The organism is Micromonospora sp. NPDC047738, assembly GCF_040642675.1.
In the GTDB taxonomy this organism is placed as follows: Bacteria; Actinomycetota; Actinomycetes; order Mycobacteriales; family Micromonosporaceae; genus Micromonospora.
The window spans coordinates 140308-157033 of the sequence record NZ_JBEYSO010000015.1 but is presented as its reverse complement, the minus strand read 5'-3'; the positions used below and the strand labels follow the sequence as shown (position 1 = coordinate 157033).

Here is a 16726-nt window from a genome sequence, read left to right as displayed (position 1 = left end):
CAGGTGCTGTGCTGGAAGAGCTGCGCATCACCGGACTGGGCGTCATCGAGGACACCACGCTGCCGTTGACCGGCGGGATGAACGTCATCACCGGCGAGACCGGTGCGGGCAAGACCATGGTGGTGACCGGCCTCGGCCTGCTCTTCGGCGGTCGGGCCGACGCCGGTCGGGTGCGCGCCGAACCGGGCCGCGCGGTGGTCGAGGGGCGGCTGCGCCTGCTCGGCCGGGTGGCCGAGACGGTGCACGCCCGGGTCACCGACGCCGGCGGCGAGCCCGACGAGGACGGCTCGCTGCTGCTGAGCCGTACGGTCACCGTGGAGGGCCGTTCGCGGGCGCATCTGGGCGGCCGGAGCATGCCGGTGTCGATGCTCGGCGAGGTGGGTGAGCAGGTGGTGGCGGTGCACGGCCAGTCCGATCAGCTCCGGCTGCTGCGCCCGGCCGAGCAGCGGGCCGCGCTGGACCGGTTCGCCGGCCCGGAGCACGAGAAGCTGCTCGACGCGCTGCGCGAGGCGTACACCCGGTGGCGGGCGGTGGTCGACGACCTGGCCGACCGGCGGCGCAACGCCCGCGAGCGCAACCAGGAGGCCGACCTGCTCCGCCTCGGCCTCGACGAGATCACCCGGGTGGACCCGCAGCCCGGTGAGGACGACGAGCTGAAGGCGGAGGCGCAGCGCCTGGAGCACGCCGAGGGGCTGCGCACCGCGGCCCAGCTCGCCCAGCAGTGCGTGGCCGGCGGGGTCGAGGCGGCCGACGACACTCCCGACGCCACCGCGCTGCTCGGCACCGCCCGGCGCACCCTGGAGGCGCAGGCCGGCACCGACCCGGCGCTCGGCGAGCTGGCCGTCCGGCTGGAGGAGGCGGCCACCCTGGTCGCCGACGTCTCCGCGGAGCTCTCCGCGTACCTGGCCGCGCTGGACGCCGACCCGGCCCGCCTGCAGGCCGTCTACGAGCGGCGGGCCGCACTGCGCGGGCTGACCCGCAAGTACGCCGACGACGTCGACGGGGTGATCGCCTGGGCCGAGCGGGCCCGCACCCGACTGTCCGACCTGGACACCTCCGACGAGCTGCTCGACGAGCTGGAGAAGGAGTCGTCCCGGCTGGCCGGGGAGGTGGCCGAGCTGGCCGGGCGGGTCGCCAGCTCGCGTCAGGAGGCGGCGGTCCGCTTCGCCGGGCAGGTCACCGTCGAGCTGGCCGGGCTGGCCATGCCGCACGCCCGGATCGAGGTGGCGGTGCTGCCGCGCCCGGTGGGGCGGGCCGAGCCGAGCCTGTCGGTCAACGGGGTGGAGGCCGGCGTCGGCCCGGACGGCGCCGACGAGGTGGAGTTGCGCCTGCTGGCCCACCCGGGCGCGCCCGCGCTGCCGTTGCAGCGGGGCGCCTCCGGCGGTGAGCTGTCCCGGGTGATGCTCGCCATCGAGGTGGTCTTCGCCGGTTCCGGTGGCCCGCCCACCCTGGTCTTCGACGAGGTCGACGCGGGCGTCGGCGGCCAGGCCGCGGTGGAGATCGGCCGGCGGCTCGCCCGGCTGGCCCGCAGTCACCAGGTCCTCGTGGTCACCCACCTGCCGCAGGTCGCCGCGTTCGCCGACCGGCACCTCGTGGTGGCCAAGGACACCGGGGGAGCGGTGACCACCAGTGGGGTACGTGTGGTGGAGGACACTGAGCGGGCCCGGGAGTTGGCCCGGATGCTCGCGGGTTTGCCCGATTCCGATCTGGGTATCGCCCATGCCGAGGAACTCCTGGCCGTGGCGGCCAAGGAAAGGCGCCCGTGATCTCCGGATTGTGAGCGCAAGCACACCAGCGTGCGCCGTGGTGTGCTTCCCTGGGTAGGCGGCCCTGCTCAGGCATGTCGCGACAGCAATACCTGCCTCACATGCCAGGATGGTCACGATGCGTCTACCCACGTTGCGCCGGACCCGAAACGCGGAACCGGGCTCAGTCCTCGGCACCGCGCGCCTCGACCGCCGGACGAAGCGGCTGGTCGGCCGGCTCCGTCCCGGGGACATCGCGGTCATCGACCACGTCGACCTGGACCGGGTGGCGGCCGACTCGCTGGTCGCGGTCGGGGTCGCCGCCGTGCTCAACGCCAAGCCCTCGGTCTCCGGGCGGTACCCGAACCTGGGCCCCGAGGTGCTGATCTCCGCCGGTATCCCGCTCCTGGACGACCTCGGCGAGAGTGTCTTCGAGCAGATCCGCGAGGGCGACCAGGTCCGGATCGAGGGGAACACGGTCTACGTCGGCGAGGAGCCGGTGGCGCACGGCGCGCTCCAGGACGCCGAGACGGTGGCCAAGTCGATGGCCGATGCCCGGGAGGGGCTGTCGGTGCAGTTGGAGGCGTTCGCCGCCAACACGATGGACTACCTCAAGCAGGAACGCGACCTGCTGCTCGACGGCGTCGGCGTACCGGACATCGAGACCCAGGTCCAGGGCCGGCACTGCCTGATCGTGGTACGGGGATACGACTACAAGGCCGACCTGGACGTGCTGCGCCCGTACATCCGGGAGTTCAAGCCGGTGCTGATCGGCGTGGACGGCGGCGCCGACGCGCTGGTCGAGGCGGGCTACACCCCCGACATGATCATCGGTGACATGGACTCGGTCACCGACGACGTGCTGCGCTGCGGTGCCGAGGTGGTCGTGCACGCCTACCCGGACGGCCGGGCGCCCGGCCTCGCCCGGGTGACCGCCCTCGGTGTGCCGGCGATCACCTTCCCGGCCGCGGCCACCAGCGAGGACCTGGCCATGCTGCTGGCCGACGAGAAGGGCGCCTCGCTGCTGGTGGCCGTCGGCACCCACGCCACCCTGGTGGAGTTTCTCGACAAGGGCCGGGGCGGCATGGCCTCGACCTTCCTGACCCGGTTGAAGGTGGGCGGCAAGCTGGTCGACGCCAAGGGGGTGAGCCGGCTCTACCGCCAGGGCATCTCCGGTTCCTCGCTGCTGCTGCTGGTCCTGTCGGCGGTGGCCGCGATGGCCTCCGCGGTGGCGGTCTCCACGGTCGGGAAGGCGTATTTGGGCGTGGTCTCCGAATGGTGGGACAATTTTGTGTTCCAACTCGGCCAGCTCTTTTAGCCCCCGACCGATCAAGAGGCTGCAAGCGTGATCAATTTCCGCTACCACGTGGTGTCCCTGACCGCGGTCTTCCTGGCGTTGGCGATCGGCCTGGTGGTCGGCACGGCCGCCCTGAACGGGCCGGTCGCCGACTCGCTCAAGGAGAACGTCAACGCGCTGCGCAAGGACAACCAGCAGATGCGCCAGACGGTCAACAGCCTCCAGAAGGAACTGGACATGGAGGAGGACTTCGCCGCCGAGACGGCGCCGCTCATCCTCCCCGGCAAGCTGGCCGGCCGCCGGGTGCTGGTGGTCAGCCTGTCCACCGGCCGGGAGCACACCGAGGGCGTGGTGAAGATGCTCCAGGTCGCCGGGGCCAATGTCACCGGCCGCATCGACATCCAGGACAAGTTCATCAGCCCGGACAGCGCGACCAACAACAACCTGCTGGAGTTGGCCGTCACCGCCGCCCGCCCCAACAGCGTGCCCACCGGCAACCTGCCGGGCAACGGGCACGGCGTGGAGACCTCCAGCGCCCTGCTGGCCAGCGTCCTGCTGGACCGGCCGGCGGGCAGCCCGCCGGTCACCGACGCCGATCGGAAGGTGGTTCTGCAGACGTACGCGACCGCCGGGTACCTCACCTCGGAGAACAACAAGGTCGCGGGGCCGGCCGAGGCGGTCGTGCTGGTCACCGGGCAGCCGTACGTCGACAAGGACTCGGCGAAGAAGGACGAGTCGGTGGTGAAGATCGCCGAGCAGTTCGACCACAACGGCGCGCTCGTCGTCGGCGGCATGGGCTCGGCCGGCGGCAACGTGGTCGCCGTGGTCCGGGGCGACCCGGTGCTCTCGCAGACCATCTCGACCGTCGACAACGCCAACACCGTGCAGGGTCAGGTCGTCACCGCGCTCGCCCTGGTGCAGCAGCTGACCGAGAAGAAGGCCGGCCAGTACGGTGTCGGGGACAACGCCGCGGGCGGGCTGCTGCCTAAACTGCCGCAGTGACCGAGCGGGCGTCCGCTCTGCACCGCGTCGCGCTGGGTATCCGGATCGGAGGAGTCGGGTGAGACTGGGTCGGCTGCTGGCCGTCGGCGCGGGGGCGGTAGCTGCCCGCTACGTGCTGCGGGCGGTGGGTACATCGCCGGGCGCGCCGGCGCTCGAGCGCACCAACTTCCGCGGTCGCACAGTCACCCTGGCCGCCGGTCCGGCCCTGGCCGTCGGGGCCGCCACCGCGGGCGCACTCGGCGCGGGCAGCGCCCCTGCCGGCGCCGCCGCCCTGGTCGCCGGCGTGGGCGCCGGCACGGTCGGGCTGTACGACGACGTCGTCGGCGCGCGGCCCGAGCAGAAGGCGGCCAAGGGCTTCGCCGGGCATCTGGCCGCGCTGCGCGAGGGCCGGGTCACCGCCGGGCTCGTGAAGATCGTCGGGGTGGGGGCGGCCGGCCTCGGCGCGGCCGCGCTGCTGGCCGCCGACCGCCGGGTCGCCGCCCATCCCCGCCGGCAGCGCGCCGGCGCCTTCGGCCGCGGGCTGGACGTGCTGCTCGGCGCCGGCGTGGTGGCCGGCACCGCCAACCTGGTCAACCTGCTCGACCTGCGGCCCGGCCGGGCGCTCAAGTCGGGGATGCTGCTCGGCGCGCCGCTGTCCACCGGCCCGTACGGCGGCATCGCCGCGGGCGCGGTCGGGGCCGCCGCCGGGCTGATCCGCGACGACCTCGACGAGCGGGTGATGCTGGGCGACAGCGGCGCGAACGCGCTCGGCGCGCTGCTCGGGGTGAGCCTGGCCGCGCGTACCGGGCCGCTGGGCCGGGCCGGCGTCCTCGCCGTGCTCGCCGCCCTCACCGCCGCCAGCGAGAAGGTCAGCTTCACCCAGGTGATCCAGCAGACCCCGGGGCTGCGGGAACTCGACGCGCTGGGCCGGCTCGAAGCCTGACGTGACGAAACCGGCCCCCCTCGCCGGCACCGGCCGGGTGGCCGGAGCGGCCGCACTCATCGCCGTCCTCACCGTGGTCAGCCGGCTCGCCGGCTTCGGCCGGACCGCCGTCTTCACCTGGACGCTCGCCCCCACCGACCTCGGTGGCGCGTACGTGGTGGCGAACAACCTGCCGAACTTCATCTTCGAGATCGTGGCGGGTGGGGCGCTGGCCAGCCTCGTCGTGCCGTTGCTGGCGGCGGCGGCCGACCGGGGCGACCGGCGGGCCGTGGCCGCCACCACCGGTGCCCTGCTCACCTGGGTGCTCGCCCTGCTGGTGCCGCTGGCCGTGCTGGTCGCGCTGCTCGCCGACCCGCTGGTCGCGCTGCAGGGCTCCGGCCTCAGCGAGGTGCAGCAGCAGGCCGGGGCGCGGATGCTGCGGCTGTTCGCGCCCCAGCTGCCGCTGTACGGCGTCGGCATCGTGCTGACCGGGGTGCTCCAGGCGCACCGGCGGTTCGCCTGGCCGGTGATCGCCCCGCTGCTGTCCAGCGTCACCGTCATCGCGGTGTACCTCGGCTTCACCGCCGTGGAGGGGCGACTGGCCACCGTGGCGACGGTGGGCGGGGGTGGTGAGCTGCTGCTCGCCGGCGGCACGACGCTCGGCGTGGTGGTGCTCTCGCTCTCCCTGCTCGTCCCGCTGCGCCGGCTGCGGCTGCCGCTGCGGCCCGGCTTCCGGTTCCCCGCCGAGGCCCGGGCCCGGGTCGGTGCGTTGGCCGTCGCCGGGCTGGTGACCGTCGCCGCCCAGCAGGTCGCCCTGATCGTGGTGCTCAACCAGGTCTCCTACGGGTCGAAGGCCAACCCGGGCATCTACAACATCGCGCAGACCATCTACTTCCTGCCCTGGTCGGTGCTGGCCGTGCCGCTCGCCGTGGCCGCGTACCCGACCCTGGCGGCGGCCCGGGCGGCCGGCGACGAGCGGACCTACCGAGCCACCCTGGCCCCGGCGGTGTGTGGGGTGGTGCTGTTCAGCCTGCTCGGCGCCGCCGCGCTGGTCGGCACGGCGATCCCCGTCGGGCACTTCTTCTTCGCGCCCGAGGCCGCCGGTACGGCCGCAGCCGCGATCGCCGGTTTCGCCCCCGGTCTGCTCGGCTACGGCCTGTTCGCCGTCCTCACCCGGGCCCTCTACGCCCGGGGGGAGACCCGCTCGGCGACCGCCGCCACCGCGGTCGGCTGGCTGACCGTGCCGGTCCTGGCGGTCCTGCTCGGGCATCTGATGCCGTTGGCCGACCGGGTGCTGGCGGTGGCGCTCGCCACCTCCGCGGGCATGCTGCTGCTCGGCGGCCTGCTGATCGTCGCCGTGGTCCGCTCCGCCGGCCGGGCCGCCCTGGCCGGCGTCGGTCGGGCCGGGGCCGCCGGCCTGCTCGCCGCTGCGGTCGCGGGGCTCGGCGGGGCCGCCACCGCCCGCTGGCTCGCCGGCCTCGGGACCCCGACGGCAGCCGGGGCGCTCGTGCAGGGCATGCTGTCCGGGGCCGTGGTCGGCGCCCTGTTCCTCGCCGTAGCCTGGCTGACCGATGCGCGGGACGTGCGGCCGCTGCTCACGGCCGTGACCCGTCGGCTCGGGCGGCGGCGACGGCCGGCTGCCGCCGACACGCCGGAGGAGCAACGCCCCCCGGAGCGGGGCGACGGGAAGGAGACTCTTACCCGGTGAGCGCGAGGAGTGAGCCGGGTTTGCGAGCCCCGCTGTCGCGAACGGAGGGGGCGCACGGTGAGCGCGAGGAGTGAGCCGGGTTTGCGAGCCCCGCAGTCGCGAACGGAGGGGGCGCACGGTGAGCGCGAGGAGTGAGCCGGGTTTGCGAGCCCCGCAGTCGCGAACGGAGGGGGCGCAATGACGGACGCCTCGTCGGCGCTGCGGTGGCCCGGCTCGGTCGCCCTGGTGCTCGCCTCCAGCACCGGCGGGGTGGGCCAGCACATCCGCTCGGTGGCCCGCGGCCTGACCGCCGCCGGCGCGTCCGTGCTGGTCTGCGGCCCGGCCGCCACCCAGGACCAGTTCGACTTCACCGGGGTGGGTGCCCGGTTCGCGCCGGTGGAGATCCCGGCCAGCCCCACCCCGGCCGACGCGCGGGCGGTCGCCGCGCTGCGCCGGGCGCTGTCCGGCGCCGAGGTCGACGTCGTGCACGCCCACGGGCTGCGGGCCGGCCTGGTCGCCGTCCTCGCCCGGCCGGCCGCCCCGCTGGTGGTCACCTGGCACAACGCCGTCCTCGCCGGCGGGCTGCGCGGCCGGCTGTCCCGGCTCGCCGAGCGGATCGTGGCCCGCTCCGTGCGGGTCGCCCTGGGCGCCTCCGACGACCTGGTGGCGCGGGCCGCCGCCCTGGGCGCCGCCGACGCCCGCCTCGCCCCGGTCGCCGCGCCGACACTGCCTCCGCCGCGCCGCCGCCGGGCCGCCGTCCGCGCCGAGTTCGGGGTCGCCGCCGACCGCCCGCTCATCCTCTCCGTGGGCCGGCTGCACCCGCAGAAGCGGTACGACATCCTGGTCGACGCCGCCGCCCGGTGGCGTACCCGGCACCCGGCGCCGGTGGTGGTGATCGCCGGCAGCGGGCCCGCGTACCTCCAGCTCGCCGCGCGGATCTCGGCCGCCCGGGCCCCGGTGACCCTGCTCGGGCACCGCACCGACGTGGCCGACCTGCTCGCCGGCGCCGACCTCGCCGTGGTGACCAGCGACTGGGAGGCCCGGCAGCTGTTCGCCCAGGAGGCGTTGCGCGCCGGCGTACCGCTGGTGGCGACCGCCGTCGGTGGCCTGCCGGACCTGGTCGGCGACGGCGCGGTGCTGATCCCGCCGGGCGACGTCGACGCGGTGGACACGGCGGTGCGCGCCCTGCTGGACGACGAGGCCGGGCGGGCCGACCTGGCCCGCCGCGGCGCCGCCCGGGCGGCGACCTGGCCGACCGAGGCGGACACGGTGGCCACCCTGGCCGCCCTCTACGCCGAACTGGCGCCCGAGCTGTCAACGGGGACCCGGTGATGCTGCGTCGACTGACCCCGGTCCTGCTGACCCTGCTGGTGGTGGTGCTCGGCGTCACCGCGCTGACCGCCCGGCCGCAGCACGGCAGCCCCGGCCGCAGCGCCGACTTCGTGGTGCTGGCCGGGGTGGCCGGGCTGCGCTGGGACGACGTGGACCCGGAGACCACCCCCACGCTGTGGCGGATGGCGGAGGAGGGCTCCATCGGCTCCCTCTCGGTACGCTCCGCGCACCGGCCCACCTGCCCGGTCGACGGCTGGCTCACCCTCGGCGCGGGCAACTTCGCCGCCTGGAACGGCAGCCGCCCGGCGGGTGGCTGCCCGGCCGCCGGAGTGACCGTCGAGCGGCCCGACAGCATCGGCGCCAACCTGCCCGACCAGGAGAGCGTCGTCGCGTACAACCAGGACAAGCTCGCGTGGGGGGCCACCCCGGGCGCGCTGCCCGAGTCCGTGCGCTGCTCGGTGGCGGTCGGGCCGGGTGCCGCGGTGGCCGCCGCCCGCCCGTTCGGCCGGGTCGACCGGTACGAGCCGGTCCTGCCCGCCGCTCCGGCGCGGCTGCTCGGCTCGTGCGTGCTGAGCATCGTCGACCTGGGCAGCGTCGACGGCGAGAACCTGGCGACCCGGGCCGCCCAGGCCCGGCAGGTGGATGCCCAGCTCGCCCGGGTGCTCGCCGCCCGGCCGCCCCGCTCGGCGGTGCTGGTCGCCGGCGTCGGCGACACCGAGGCGCCGTCCCGGCTGCAGGTGGCCATCGCCCACGGTCCGGGCTGGGAGCGGGGCTGGCTGACCTCGCCGAGCACCGGGCGGGAGGGCTACCTGCAACTGGTCGACCTGGCCCCGACCGCCCTGGCCGCGCTGGGCCGGCCGATGCCCGAGCGGCTCTTCCTCGGCCGGCCCGCCGTCTCGGTCGGCGGCCGGCCGGACGACCTGCGTACCGCGATCGACGCGCCGGCCAACGCGGACCGCGAGGCAGCCGCCCAGCGCCGCGTCGCCGGCTGGTTCTTCGGTCTGCTCGCCGCCGCCCAGGTGGCCCTCGCCGTCGCGGTGCTGCCCCTGCTGCGCCGGGCCCGCCGGCATGCCGGCCCGCACGGACCCGAACCGGTGTCCCGGCGGGTGGTGGCGGTCGTGGAACTGCTGCTGATCGCCGCCGCGCTTGCCGTGCCGGCCGCCCTGCTCGCCGATGCGGCGCCGTGGTGGCGGGGGGAGTACGCCGGCTGGTGGTTCGGCTTGGTGACCGTCCTGCTGATCGTCGGTGGCACGGCCGCCGTCCGGTTCAGTCCGGGCTACGAGCGCACCCTCGGCCCGCTCGGCGCGGTGGCCGGCCTGGCCGCGCTGGTGGTCGGGGTGGACGTGCTCACCGGCTCCCGGTTGCAGCTCAACGGCGTGGTCGGATACTCCGCCCTGGAGGGCGGCCGGTACACCGGGCTGGGCACCGTCGGGCTCGGCGTGTTCGTCGCCGGCTCGCTGCTCTGCGGGGGCTGGCTGGCGCAGCGCGTGCCCCGGGCCTGGCGCCTGATGGTGATGGTCGCGGTCGGCGGCGCCGCCGTGGTCGTCGTGGGCAGCCCGTACCTGGGGGCGGACTCGACCGGCGCGATCGCGCTCACCGCCGGGGTGAGCGTCGCCGCCGCGATCTGCACCGGTGGCTGGCTGACCGTGAGCCGGCTGGCCTGGGCCACCATGGCCGCGCTGGCGCTGACCATCGGCTACGCGGTCGTCGACCTGCGCCGGCCGGCGGTCGAGCGGGGCAGCGTCGGCCGTTTCCTGGCCGCGCTCGGCGACGGCACCGGCGGGCTCACCGTGCACCGCTCCAGCGCCGCCAACCTGCAGACCCTGGTGGACAGCCCGCTCACCGTGCTGGCCCTGGCCGGCGCCGCGCTGGTCTGGCTGGCCCTGCTCCAGCCCTGGGGCGGGCTGATGCGGCTGTTCGGCATCTACCCGGCGATCCGGGCGGCGATGGCCGGCACCGGCGTGGCCGCCGGCATCGGCGGAGTGCTGGGCGGTTCGGCGCTGGACGTGGCGGGGGCGGCAGGTGCCCTGGTGGTGCCGATGGCGGCCCTGGCGGCCCTGCGGGTGCTCGACCATTCCACCGACCGCACCCAGCCGGGCAGCGGCCGGCCGGGCGACGAGAGCGGGCTGCGGCCGGCCGGCCCCGGTGACGACGGGCGCCACTCCAGGAGCGGGCACCCGCCCCGAACCGCCGACCAGGGCGCCGACGGCGGCGGCGGTTCCGACGCCTCGGAAACCGACGAGGGCACGCGGGCCCGGGCCGAGGCGCGCCCGGCCCGGGTGCCCGCCCCGGCCCGTCCGGCATCGACGGAGGTCCCCACGGTGTGAGCCGGACCCGGCTTCACGTGCGCCGACGCCGGGTGCCGCGCCGGTCCGGGCCGGGAAACGTGTTACCGTGGAATCCCGTGGATCGCGTGATCACTTCGGTGGTCGGCACGGCGGTTCGCACGACCGCTACGGACGACACGGGAGCAGGCCTTGGCCCCTTCAGCACGGACGACCAGGCACATTTTCGTCACCGGGGGCGTCGCCTCCTCGCTGGGTAAGGGCCTCACCGCCTCCAGCCTCGGCAACCTGCTGACCGCGCGCGGGCTGCGCGTGGTGATGCAGAAGCTCGACCCGTACCTCAACGTCGACCCGGGAACGATGAACCCGTTCCAGCACGGCGAGGTCTTCGTCACCGAGGACGGCGCCGAGACCGACCTCGACGTCGGCCACTACGAGCGGTTCCTCGACCGGGACCTGTCCGGCAAGGCGAACGTCACCACCGGGCAGATCTACTCGGCCGTGATCGCCAAGGAGCGGCGCGGCGAGTACCTCGGCGACACCGTCCAGGTCATCCCGCACATCACCAACGAGATCAAGTCGCGGATCCTCGGCATGGGTGAGCCGGACGCCGACGGCCAGGTGCCCGACATCGTGATCACCGAGGTCGGCGGCACGGTCGGCGACATCGAGTCGCTGCCGTTCCTCGAGGCGATCCGTCAGGTCCGCCACGACCTGGGCCGGGACAACTGCTTCTACCTGCACGTCTCGCTGGTGCCCTACCTGGCGCCGTCCGGCGAGCTGAAGACCAAGCCGACCCAGCACTCGGTGGCGCAGCTGCGCAGCATCGGTATCCAGCCGGACGCCCTGGTGCTGCGCTGCGACCGGGACATCCCGGACAAGGTCAAGGAGAAGCTCTCCCTCTATTGCGACGTGGACCGGGAAGCGGTCACCGCCGCCCCGGACGCGCCGAGCATCTACGACATCCCCAAGGTGCTGCACCGTGAGGGCCTCGACGCGTACGTGGTGCGCCGGCTCGGCGTCTCGTTCCGTGACGTCGACTGGTCCCGCTGGGACGACCTGCTGGACCGGGTGCACCAGCCGCAGCACACGGTGACCGTGGCGCTGGTCGGCAAGTACGTCGACCTGCCCGACGCGTACCTGTCGGTGAGCGAGGCGATCCGGGCGGCCGGTTTCGGCCACCGGGCCCGGGTGCAGCTGCGCTGGGTGCCGAGCGACGACTGTGTCACCCCGGCCGGGGCGGCGGCCGCGCTGGCCGGCGTGGACGGCATCGTCATCCCGGGCGGGTTCGGCGTCCGCGGCATCGAGGGCAAGATCGGCACTGCCCGGTACGCCCGGGAGAACGGCGTCCCGCTGCTCGGCCTCTGCCTCGGCCTGCAGTGCATGACCATCGAGGTGGCCCGCCACCTGGCCGGCCTGGACGGGGCGAACTCGCTGGAGTTCGACGAGGAGGCCCGGCACCCGGTCATCGCCACCATGGCCGACCAGGAGGACATCGTCGCCGGCAAGGGCGACCTGGGCGGCACCATGCGGCTCGGGGCGTACCCGGCGAAGCTGGCCGAGGGCTCGCTGGTCGCCGAGGCGTACGGCAGCACCGAGGTCAGCGAGCGGCATCGGCACCGGTACGAGGTGAACAACGCCTACCGCGACCAGCTCACCAAGGCCGGCCTGCAGATTTCGGGCACCTCGCCGGACGGGCGGCTGGTCGAGTTCATCGAGCTGGACCGGAAGCTGCACCCGTTCTTCGTGGCCACCCAGGCGCACCCGGAGCTGAAGAGCCGGCCGACCCGGCCGCACCCGCTGTTCGCCGCGTTCGTCAAGGCCGCCGTCGCGTACTCCCAGGCCGACCAGCTTCCGGTCGACCTGGCGACCGCCCCGCCGGAGGCCGCGGCCGCGAAGGCGAGCCGCAACGGCGCCGCCGCCGCGGCGAAGGCGACGTCCGCGTCGTGAGCGAGCGAGCCATCCGGATCAGCAGCGAGGGGGCGGCGTGAGCGCGGTCGAGCACCGGTACGAGGTGACCGCGCACCGGGAGATCTGGTCCGGCCGGATCTTCCAGGTGGTCAGCGACGACGTCACCATGCCGGGCGGCGGCACCGCGGCCCGCGACTACGTCACCCACGTCGGCGCGGTGGCCGTGGTGGCGCTCGACGACGCCGGCCAGGTGGTGCTGATCCGGCAGTACCGGCACCCGGTCGGCCGGCACCTGTGGGAGCTGCCGGCCGGGCTGATGGACGTCAGCGGCGAGGACCTGGCCGCCGCGGCGGCCCGGGAACTGGCCGAGGAGGCCGACCTGACCGCCGGGACCATCGACGTCCTGGTCGACCTGCACAGCTCGCCCGGCTTCTCCAACGAGGTGGTCCGGGTCTTCCTGGCCCGCGATCTCGCCGACGTGCCCGCCGATCAGCGGCACGACCGGCGCGACGAGGAGGCCGACCTGCAGGTGGTCCGGGTCGGGCTCGACGAGGCGGTGCGGATGGTGCTGGCCGGCGAGATCACCAACGCGGCCTGCGTGGCCGGGGTGCTCGCCGCCGCCCGAGCCCGGGAGACCGGCTTCACCGAGCTGCGCCGGCCGGGGGCGCCGCTGCCCCGCTGAGCCGGATCGGACAGACAGCGGGGCCGCGCGGTGGTGACACCGCGCGGCCCCGTTCGTCGATGCCGGCGCTCAGTCGCGCAGCGGGCGTCCCTGGCCGTCGACACCGCCGTTGACCAGGATCAGGATGCCGTCGACGAGGCCCCAGATCGCACCGAAGCCGCAGGTCACCAGGGTCACCACGAGCTGGATCACGCCGATCTTGACATCGCCCATGTAGAACCGGCCGATACCGAAACCGCCAAGGAGGATCTGCAGGATGCCGGCGACGATCTTGCTCTTGTCCGAGACACCCTGCGGGGGGTACTGCTGGTAAGGAGTGGTCATGAGCGGACACCCTAGTGATCCAGAGGCGTCCTGTCCGCACTGGCACTCCAACGGTGGGACGATGTTTATCCAAAAGTGTCCTGACGGCTGATGCGGCTCCACCGCCCAGCCCGGTTCATGCCTGACACATCGTCAGGACCACCGGGCACCGGATGTCACTGTGCTGCCCTCCGCGGAGTTCGCACGGGCCTAGACTGCCGCCGGCGGGACCGGTGGACTGCGTCGGCAAAGGGGCCGCCGCGGCGCCGCAGCCGGGGTGAGCAGCCCCGAAGGAAGGTGTTCGCATCGTGAAGGTCGGAATCCCCCGCGAGGTCAAGAACCACGAGTACCGGGTGGCGATCACGCCCGCGGGCGTCAACGAGTTCACCCGCCACGGCCACGAGGTGTTCGTCGAGTCCGGCGCGGGCGTCGGTTCCAGCATCACCGACGACGAGTTCACCGCCGCCGGCGCGAAGATCCTGCCCACCGCCGACGAGGTCTGGGACGCCGCCGAGCTGGTGCTCAAGGTCAAGGAGCCGATCGCCGAGGAATACCACCGGATGCGCGAGGGGCAGGTGCTGTTCACCTACCTGCACCTGGCCGCCTCCCGGGACTGCACCGACGCGCTGCTCGACCGCAAGGTCACCGGCATCGCGTACGAGACCGTCGAGCTGCCCGACCGCTCGCTGCCGCTGCTCGCCCCGATGTCCGAGGTGGCCGGTCGGCTCGCCCCGCAGGTCGGCGCCTTCTACATGATGCGCACCGGCGGTGGCCGGGGCGTGCTGCCCGGCGGCGTCTCCGGCGTGTACGCGGCCAAGACCGTGGTCATCGGCGCCGGCGTCTCCGGCATGAACGCCGCCGCCATCGCGCTCGGCATGCAGTCCGAGGTGCTGCTGCTGGACAAGAACGTGGCCCGGCTGCGCCAGGCCGACGCCATCTACCGCGGCCACCTGCAGACCGTCGCCTCCAACGCGTACGAGATCGAGCGGGCCGTGCTCGACGCGGACCTGGTCATCGGCGCGGTGCTGGTCCCCGGCGCGAAGGCGCCGAAGCTCATCTCCAACGAACTGGTCTCCCGGATGAAGCCGGGTAGCGTGCTCGTCGACATCGCCATCGACCAGGGCGGCTGCTTCGAGGACTCGCGTCCCACCACGCACGCCGACCCGGTCTACAAGGTCCACGAGTCGATCTTCTACTGCGTGGCGAACATGCCCGGCGCGGTGCCGAACACCAGCACCCACGCGCTGACCAACGTCACCCTGCCGTACGCCCTGGAGTTGGCCAACCGCGGCTGGCGGGAGGCGCTGCGGGTCGACCCGGCGCTCGCGCTGGGCCTGAACACCCACGCCGGTCACGTGGTCTACGGCCCGGTCGCCGAGGCACACGGCATGGCCGTCCTCCCGCTGGCCGACGTCATCGGTTGAGAGGCGACAGCCTGACCAGCACAGTGGACGGGGCCGGCCCGGGCGAGCAGCCCGCGCCGGCCCTGCGCCGTGCCGTCCGGGGCTACCTGGACCATCTCACCGTCGAGCGGGGACTCTCCGCGAACACCCTCGCGTCCTACCGCCGCGACCTGGAGCGCTACCTGGACACCCTGGCCGCCGCCGGGGTGACCGACCTGGCCGCCGTCGGCGCCGCCGAGGTGGAGAGCCATCTGGCTCGGCTGCGGGCCGGTGACGCCGAGCACCCGCCGCTGGCCGTGTCCTCCGCCGCCCGCGCCGCCAGCGCCGTCCGCGGCCTGCACCGCTTCGCGCTGCGCGAGGGCCTGGCCGGCGCCGATCCCAGCCGCGACGTCCGCCCACCCACCCCGCCCCGCCGGCTGCCCCGCGCCCTGCCGGTCGAGGACGTGCTCCGGCTGCTGGAGACCGCCGGCCCGGTCACCGCCGCCGGCGACGCGGCGCCCCGCGCGCTGCGCGACCGGGCCCTGCTGGAGTTCCTGTACGGCACCGGGGCGCGCATCTCCGAGGCGGTCGGCGCCGCGGTGGACGACCTGGACCTTGACGAGGGCACGGTGCTGCTGCGCGGCAAGGGCGGGCGCACCCGGCTGGTCCCGATCGGCGGGTACGCCGTCGAGGCGCTGCGCGCCTGGCTGGTCCGGGGCCGTCCGGCGCTGCTCGCCGCCGGGCGGGGCACCCCGGCCGTCTTCGTCAACGCCCGCGGCGGACCGCTGACCCGGCAGGGCGCCTGGGCCGTCCTACGTCGCGCGGCCGAGCGGGCCGGCCTGCCGGTGGACGGCCCCGGCGCGGTATCCCCGCACACTCTGCGCCACTCCTACGCCACCCACCTGCTCGACGGCGGCGCCGACGTCCGGGTGGTGCAGGAACTGCTCGGTCACGCCTCGGTGACCACCACTCAGGTCTACACGTTGGTCACTGTGGACCGGCTGCGTGAGGTGTACGCGACCGCCCACCCGCGGGCGCGCGGCTGACCGGTGGCGGGCGGCCCGGAGCCGCCGGCCGGCCGACACGCCGACCCGGTACCGAACGCGCTGCTGGCGGGTGGCGTACAGTCGGCATCGGCGCGGACCTCATGGGCCGACACCGGGGTGCGCAGCGGCGCCGCGAAGGACGTCGGACGGCTCCGACACCGGGTGGTCGTCGGGAGGGGGCAACGAGGACATGGCTGGCAATGAGAACCGTGCCGAGACCTGGACGTCGGAGCTCCGCGAGCAGCAGGCGACGCTCGGCTCCGACCTCGGCCCCGCCGACCCGGCCGCGTACACCATGCGCAAGCCGATCCCGGAGCCGATGCCGACTGACCGGCACGGGCCCGCGCGGATCATCGCGATGGCCAACCAGAAGGGTGGCGTCGGCAAGACCACCACCACCATCAACCTGGGCGCCGCGCTGGCCGAGTACGGCCGCAAGGTGCTGCTGGTCGACTTCGACCCGCAGGGCGCCCTCTCCGTCGGCCTCGGCGTCAACCCGCACAACCTCGACCTGTCGGTCTACAACCTGCTCATGCAGGACGACGTCACCGCCGACGACGTGCTGATCAAGACCGATGTGGCCGGGTTGCACCTGCTCCCCGCCAACATCGACCTCTCCGCCGCCGAGATCCAGCTGGTCAACGAGGTCGCCCGGGAGATGGCCCTGGCCCGGGTGCTCAAGACGATCCGCAAGGAGTACGACTACATCCTGATCGACTGCCAGCCCTCGCTGGGCCTGCTGGCGATCAACGCGCTGACCGTGGCGCACGGCGTGCTCATCCCGCTGGAGTGCGAGTTCTTCAGCCTGCGCGGCGTCGCGCTGCTGCTGGACACCATCGACAAGGTGCGCGAGCGGCTCAACTTCGACCTGGAGCTCGAAGGCATCCTCGCCACCATGTACGACAGCCGCACCACCCACTGCCGGCAGGTGCTCCAGCGGGTGGTGGAGGCGTTCGGCGACAAGGTCTACCAGACCGTGATCACCAAGACCGTGAAGTTCCCCGAGTCGACCGTGGCCGGCGCGCCGATCACTACCCTCGACCCGGCCTCCTCCGGCGCCCGCAACTACCGGCAACTGGCCCGTGAGGTGATCGCCGCCCAGGCGGAGCGGTAGGCCGAACGCCGGGTGTCCGGAGCGTGGACTACGGTTTTC

Annotated in this window: 13 protein-coding genes; 12 read left to right on the top strand and 1 reads right to left on the bottom strand. The window is 74.3% G+C overall.

Translation table 11 applies throughout. The annotated features are described in order from the left end of the window. The first annotated feature begins 8 nt into the window (after nt 1–8). The 9 genes from recN (at nt 9) to ABZ783_RS23125 (ending at nt 12842) form a co-directional block, all read left to right on the top strand. The gene (gene recN, locus ABZ783_RS23165) at nt 9–1766 is read left to right on the top strand and encodes a DNA repair protein RecN (protein ID WP_357441621.1); all 1758 of its coding nucleotides are present in this window, start codon (nt 9–11) and stop codon (nt 1764–1766) included. Nucleotides 1767–1884: 118 nt separating this feature from the next. Beyond that, entirely contained in the window at nt 1885–3063 is a 1179-nt protein-coding gene (steA, locus tag ABZ783_RS23160; RefSeq protein WP_357441619.1) for a putative cytokinetic ring protein SteA, read from the top strand. A gap of 27 nt (nt 3064–3090) precedes the next feature. After that, complete coding sequence (locus ABZ783_RS23155; protein ID WP_357441618.1) at nt 3091–4044, top strand: copper transporter; 954 nt, start codon at nt 3091–3093, stop codon at nt 4042–4044. Nucleotides 4045–4102: 58 nt separating this feature from the next. Continuing rightward, nucleotides 4103–4966, top strand: a complete 864-nt coding sequence (locus ABZ783_RS23150) for a hypothetical protein (RefSeq protein WP_357441617.1) — start codon at nt 4103–4105, stop codon at nt 4964–4966. Nucleotide 4967: 1 nt separating this feature from the next. Then, on the top strand, nt 4968–6653 hold the full coding sequence (locus ABZ783_RS23145; protein ID WP_357441615.1) for a lipid II flippase MurJ: 1686 nt from the start codon (nt 4968–4970) through the stop codon (nt 6651–6653). Between the two features lie 177 nt (nt 6654–6830). Continuing rightward, complete coding sequence (locus ABZ783_RS23140) at nt 6831–7964, top strand: glycosyltransferase family 4 protein (RefSeq protein ID WP_357441614.1); 1134 nt, start codon at nt 6831–6833, stop codon at nt 7962–7964. Continuing rightward, nucleotides 7964–10291 (top strand): hypothetical protein, encoded by a 2328-nt coding sequence (locus ABZ783_RS23135; RefSeq protein ID WP_357441612.1) that lies wholly within the window; start codon nt 7964–7966, stop codon nt 10289–10291. Before ABZ783_RS23140 ends, ABZ783_RS23135 begins: the two co-directional genes overlap by 1 nt. 150 nt (nt 10292–10441) lie before the next feature. Next, nucleotides 10442–12199: a CTP synthase gene (locus tag ABZ783_RS23130; RefSeq protein WP_357441611.1), complete on the top strand. Its 1758-nt coding sequence runs from the start codon at nt 10442–10444 to the stop codon at nt 12197–12199. Nucleotides 12200–12236: 37 nt separating this feature from the next. Next, complete coding sequence (locus tag ABZ783_RS23125; protein ID WP_357441609.1) at nt 12237–12842, top strand: NUDIX hydrolase; 606 nt, start codon at nt 12237–12239, stop codon at nt 12840–12842. Nucleotides 12843–12911: 69 nt separating this feature from the next. On the opposite strand, the gene ABZ783_RS23120 is transcribed toward ABZ783_RS23125, so the two are convergent. Next, nucleotides 12912–13166 (bottom strand): TM2 domain-containing protein, encoded by a 255-nt coding sequence (locus ABZ783_RS23120; protein WP_083673085.1) that lies wholly within the window; start codon nt 13164–13166, stop codon nt 12912–12914. Nucleotides 13167–13453: 287 nt separating this feature from the next. On the opposite strand from ABZ783_RS23120, the gene ald reads away from it, so the two are divergent. The 3 genes from ald (at nt 13454) to ABZ783_RS23105 (ending at nt 16687) form a co-directional block, all read left to right on the top strand. Then, nucleotides 13454–14569 carry an alanine dehydrogenase gene (ald, locus tag ABZ783_RS23115; protein ID WP_357441607.1) on the top strand — a complete coding sequence of 372 codons (1116 nt, stop codon included), beginning with the start codon at nt 13454–13456 and terminating at the stop codon, nt 14567–14569. Beyond that, entirely contained in the window at nt 14566–15573 is a 1008-nt protein-coding gene (locus ABZ783_RS23110) for a site-specific tyrosine recombinase XerD (RefSeq protein WP_357441606.1), read from the top strand. The genes ald and ABZ783_RS23110 overlap by 4 nt, the downstream gene beginning before the upstream one ends. A gap of 190 nt (nt 15574–15763) precedes the next feature. Further along, entirely contained in the window at nt 15764–16687 is a 924-nt protein-coding gene (locus ABZ783_RS23105) for a ParA family protein (protein ID WP_073838671.1), read from the top strand. The last annotated feature ends 39 nt before the right edge of the window (nt 16688–16726 follow it).

Excerpts from the sequence above, each read along its gene's own strand:
- steA (WP_357441619.1), top strand. The coding sequence starts at position 1,885 with ATGCGTCTACCCACGTTGCGCCGGACCCGAAACGCGGAACCGGGCTCA.
- ABZ783_RS23140 (WP_357441614.1), top strand. The coding sequence starts at position 6,831 with ATGACGGACGCCTCGTCGGCGCTGCGGTGGCCCGGCTCGGTCGCCCTG.
- ABZ783_RS23135 (WP_357441612.1), top strand. The coding sequence starts at position 7,964 with ATGCTGCGTCGACTGACCCCGGTCCTGCTGACCCTGCTGGTGGTGGTG.
- ABZ783_RS23120 (WP_083673085.1), bottom strand. The coding sequence starts at position 13,166 with ATGACCACTCCTTACCAGCAGTACCCCCCGCAGGGTGTCTCGGACAAG.
- ABZ783_RS23105 (WP_073838671.1), top strand. The coding sequence starts at position 15,764 with ATGGCTGGCAATGAGAACCGTGCCGAGACCTGGACGTCGGAGCTCCGC.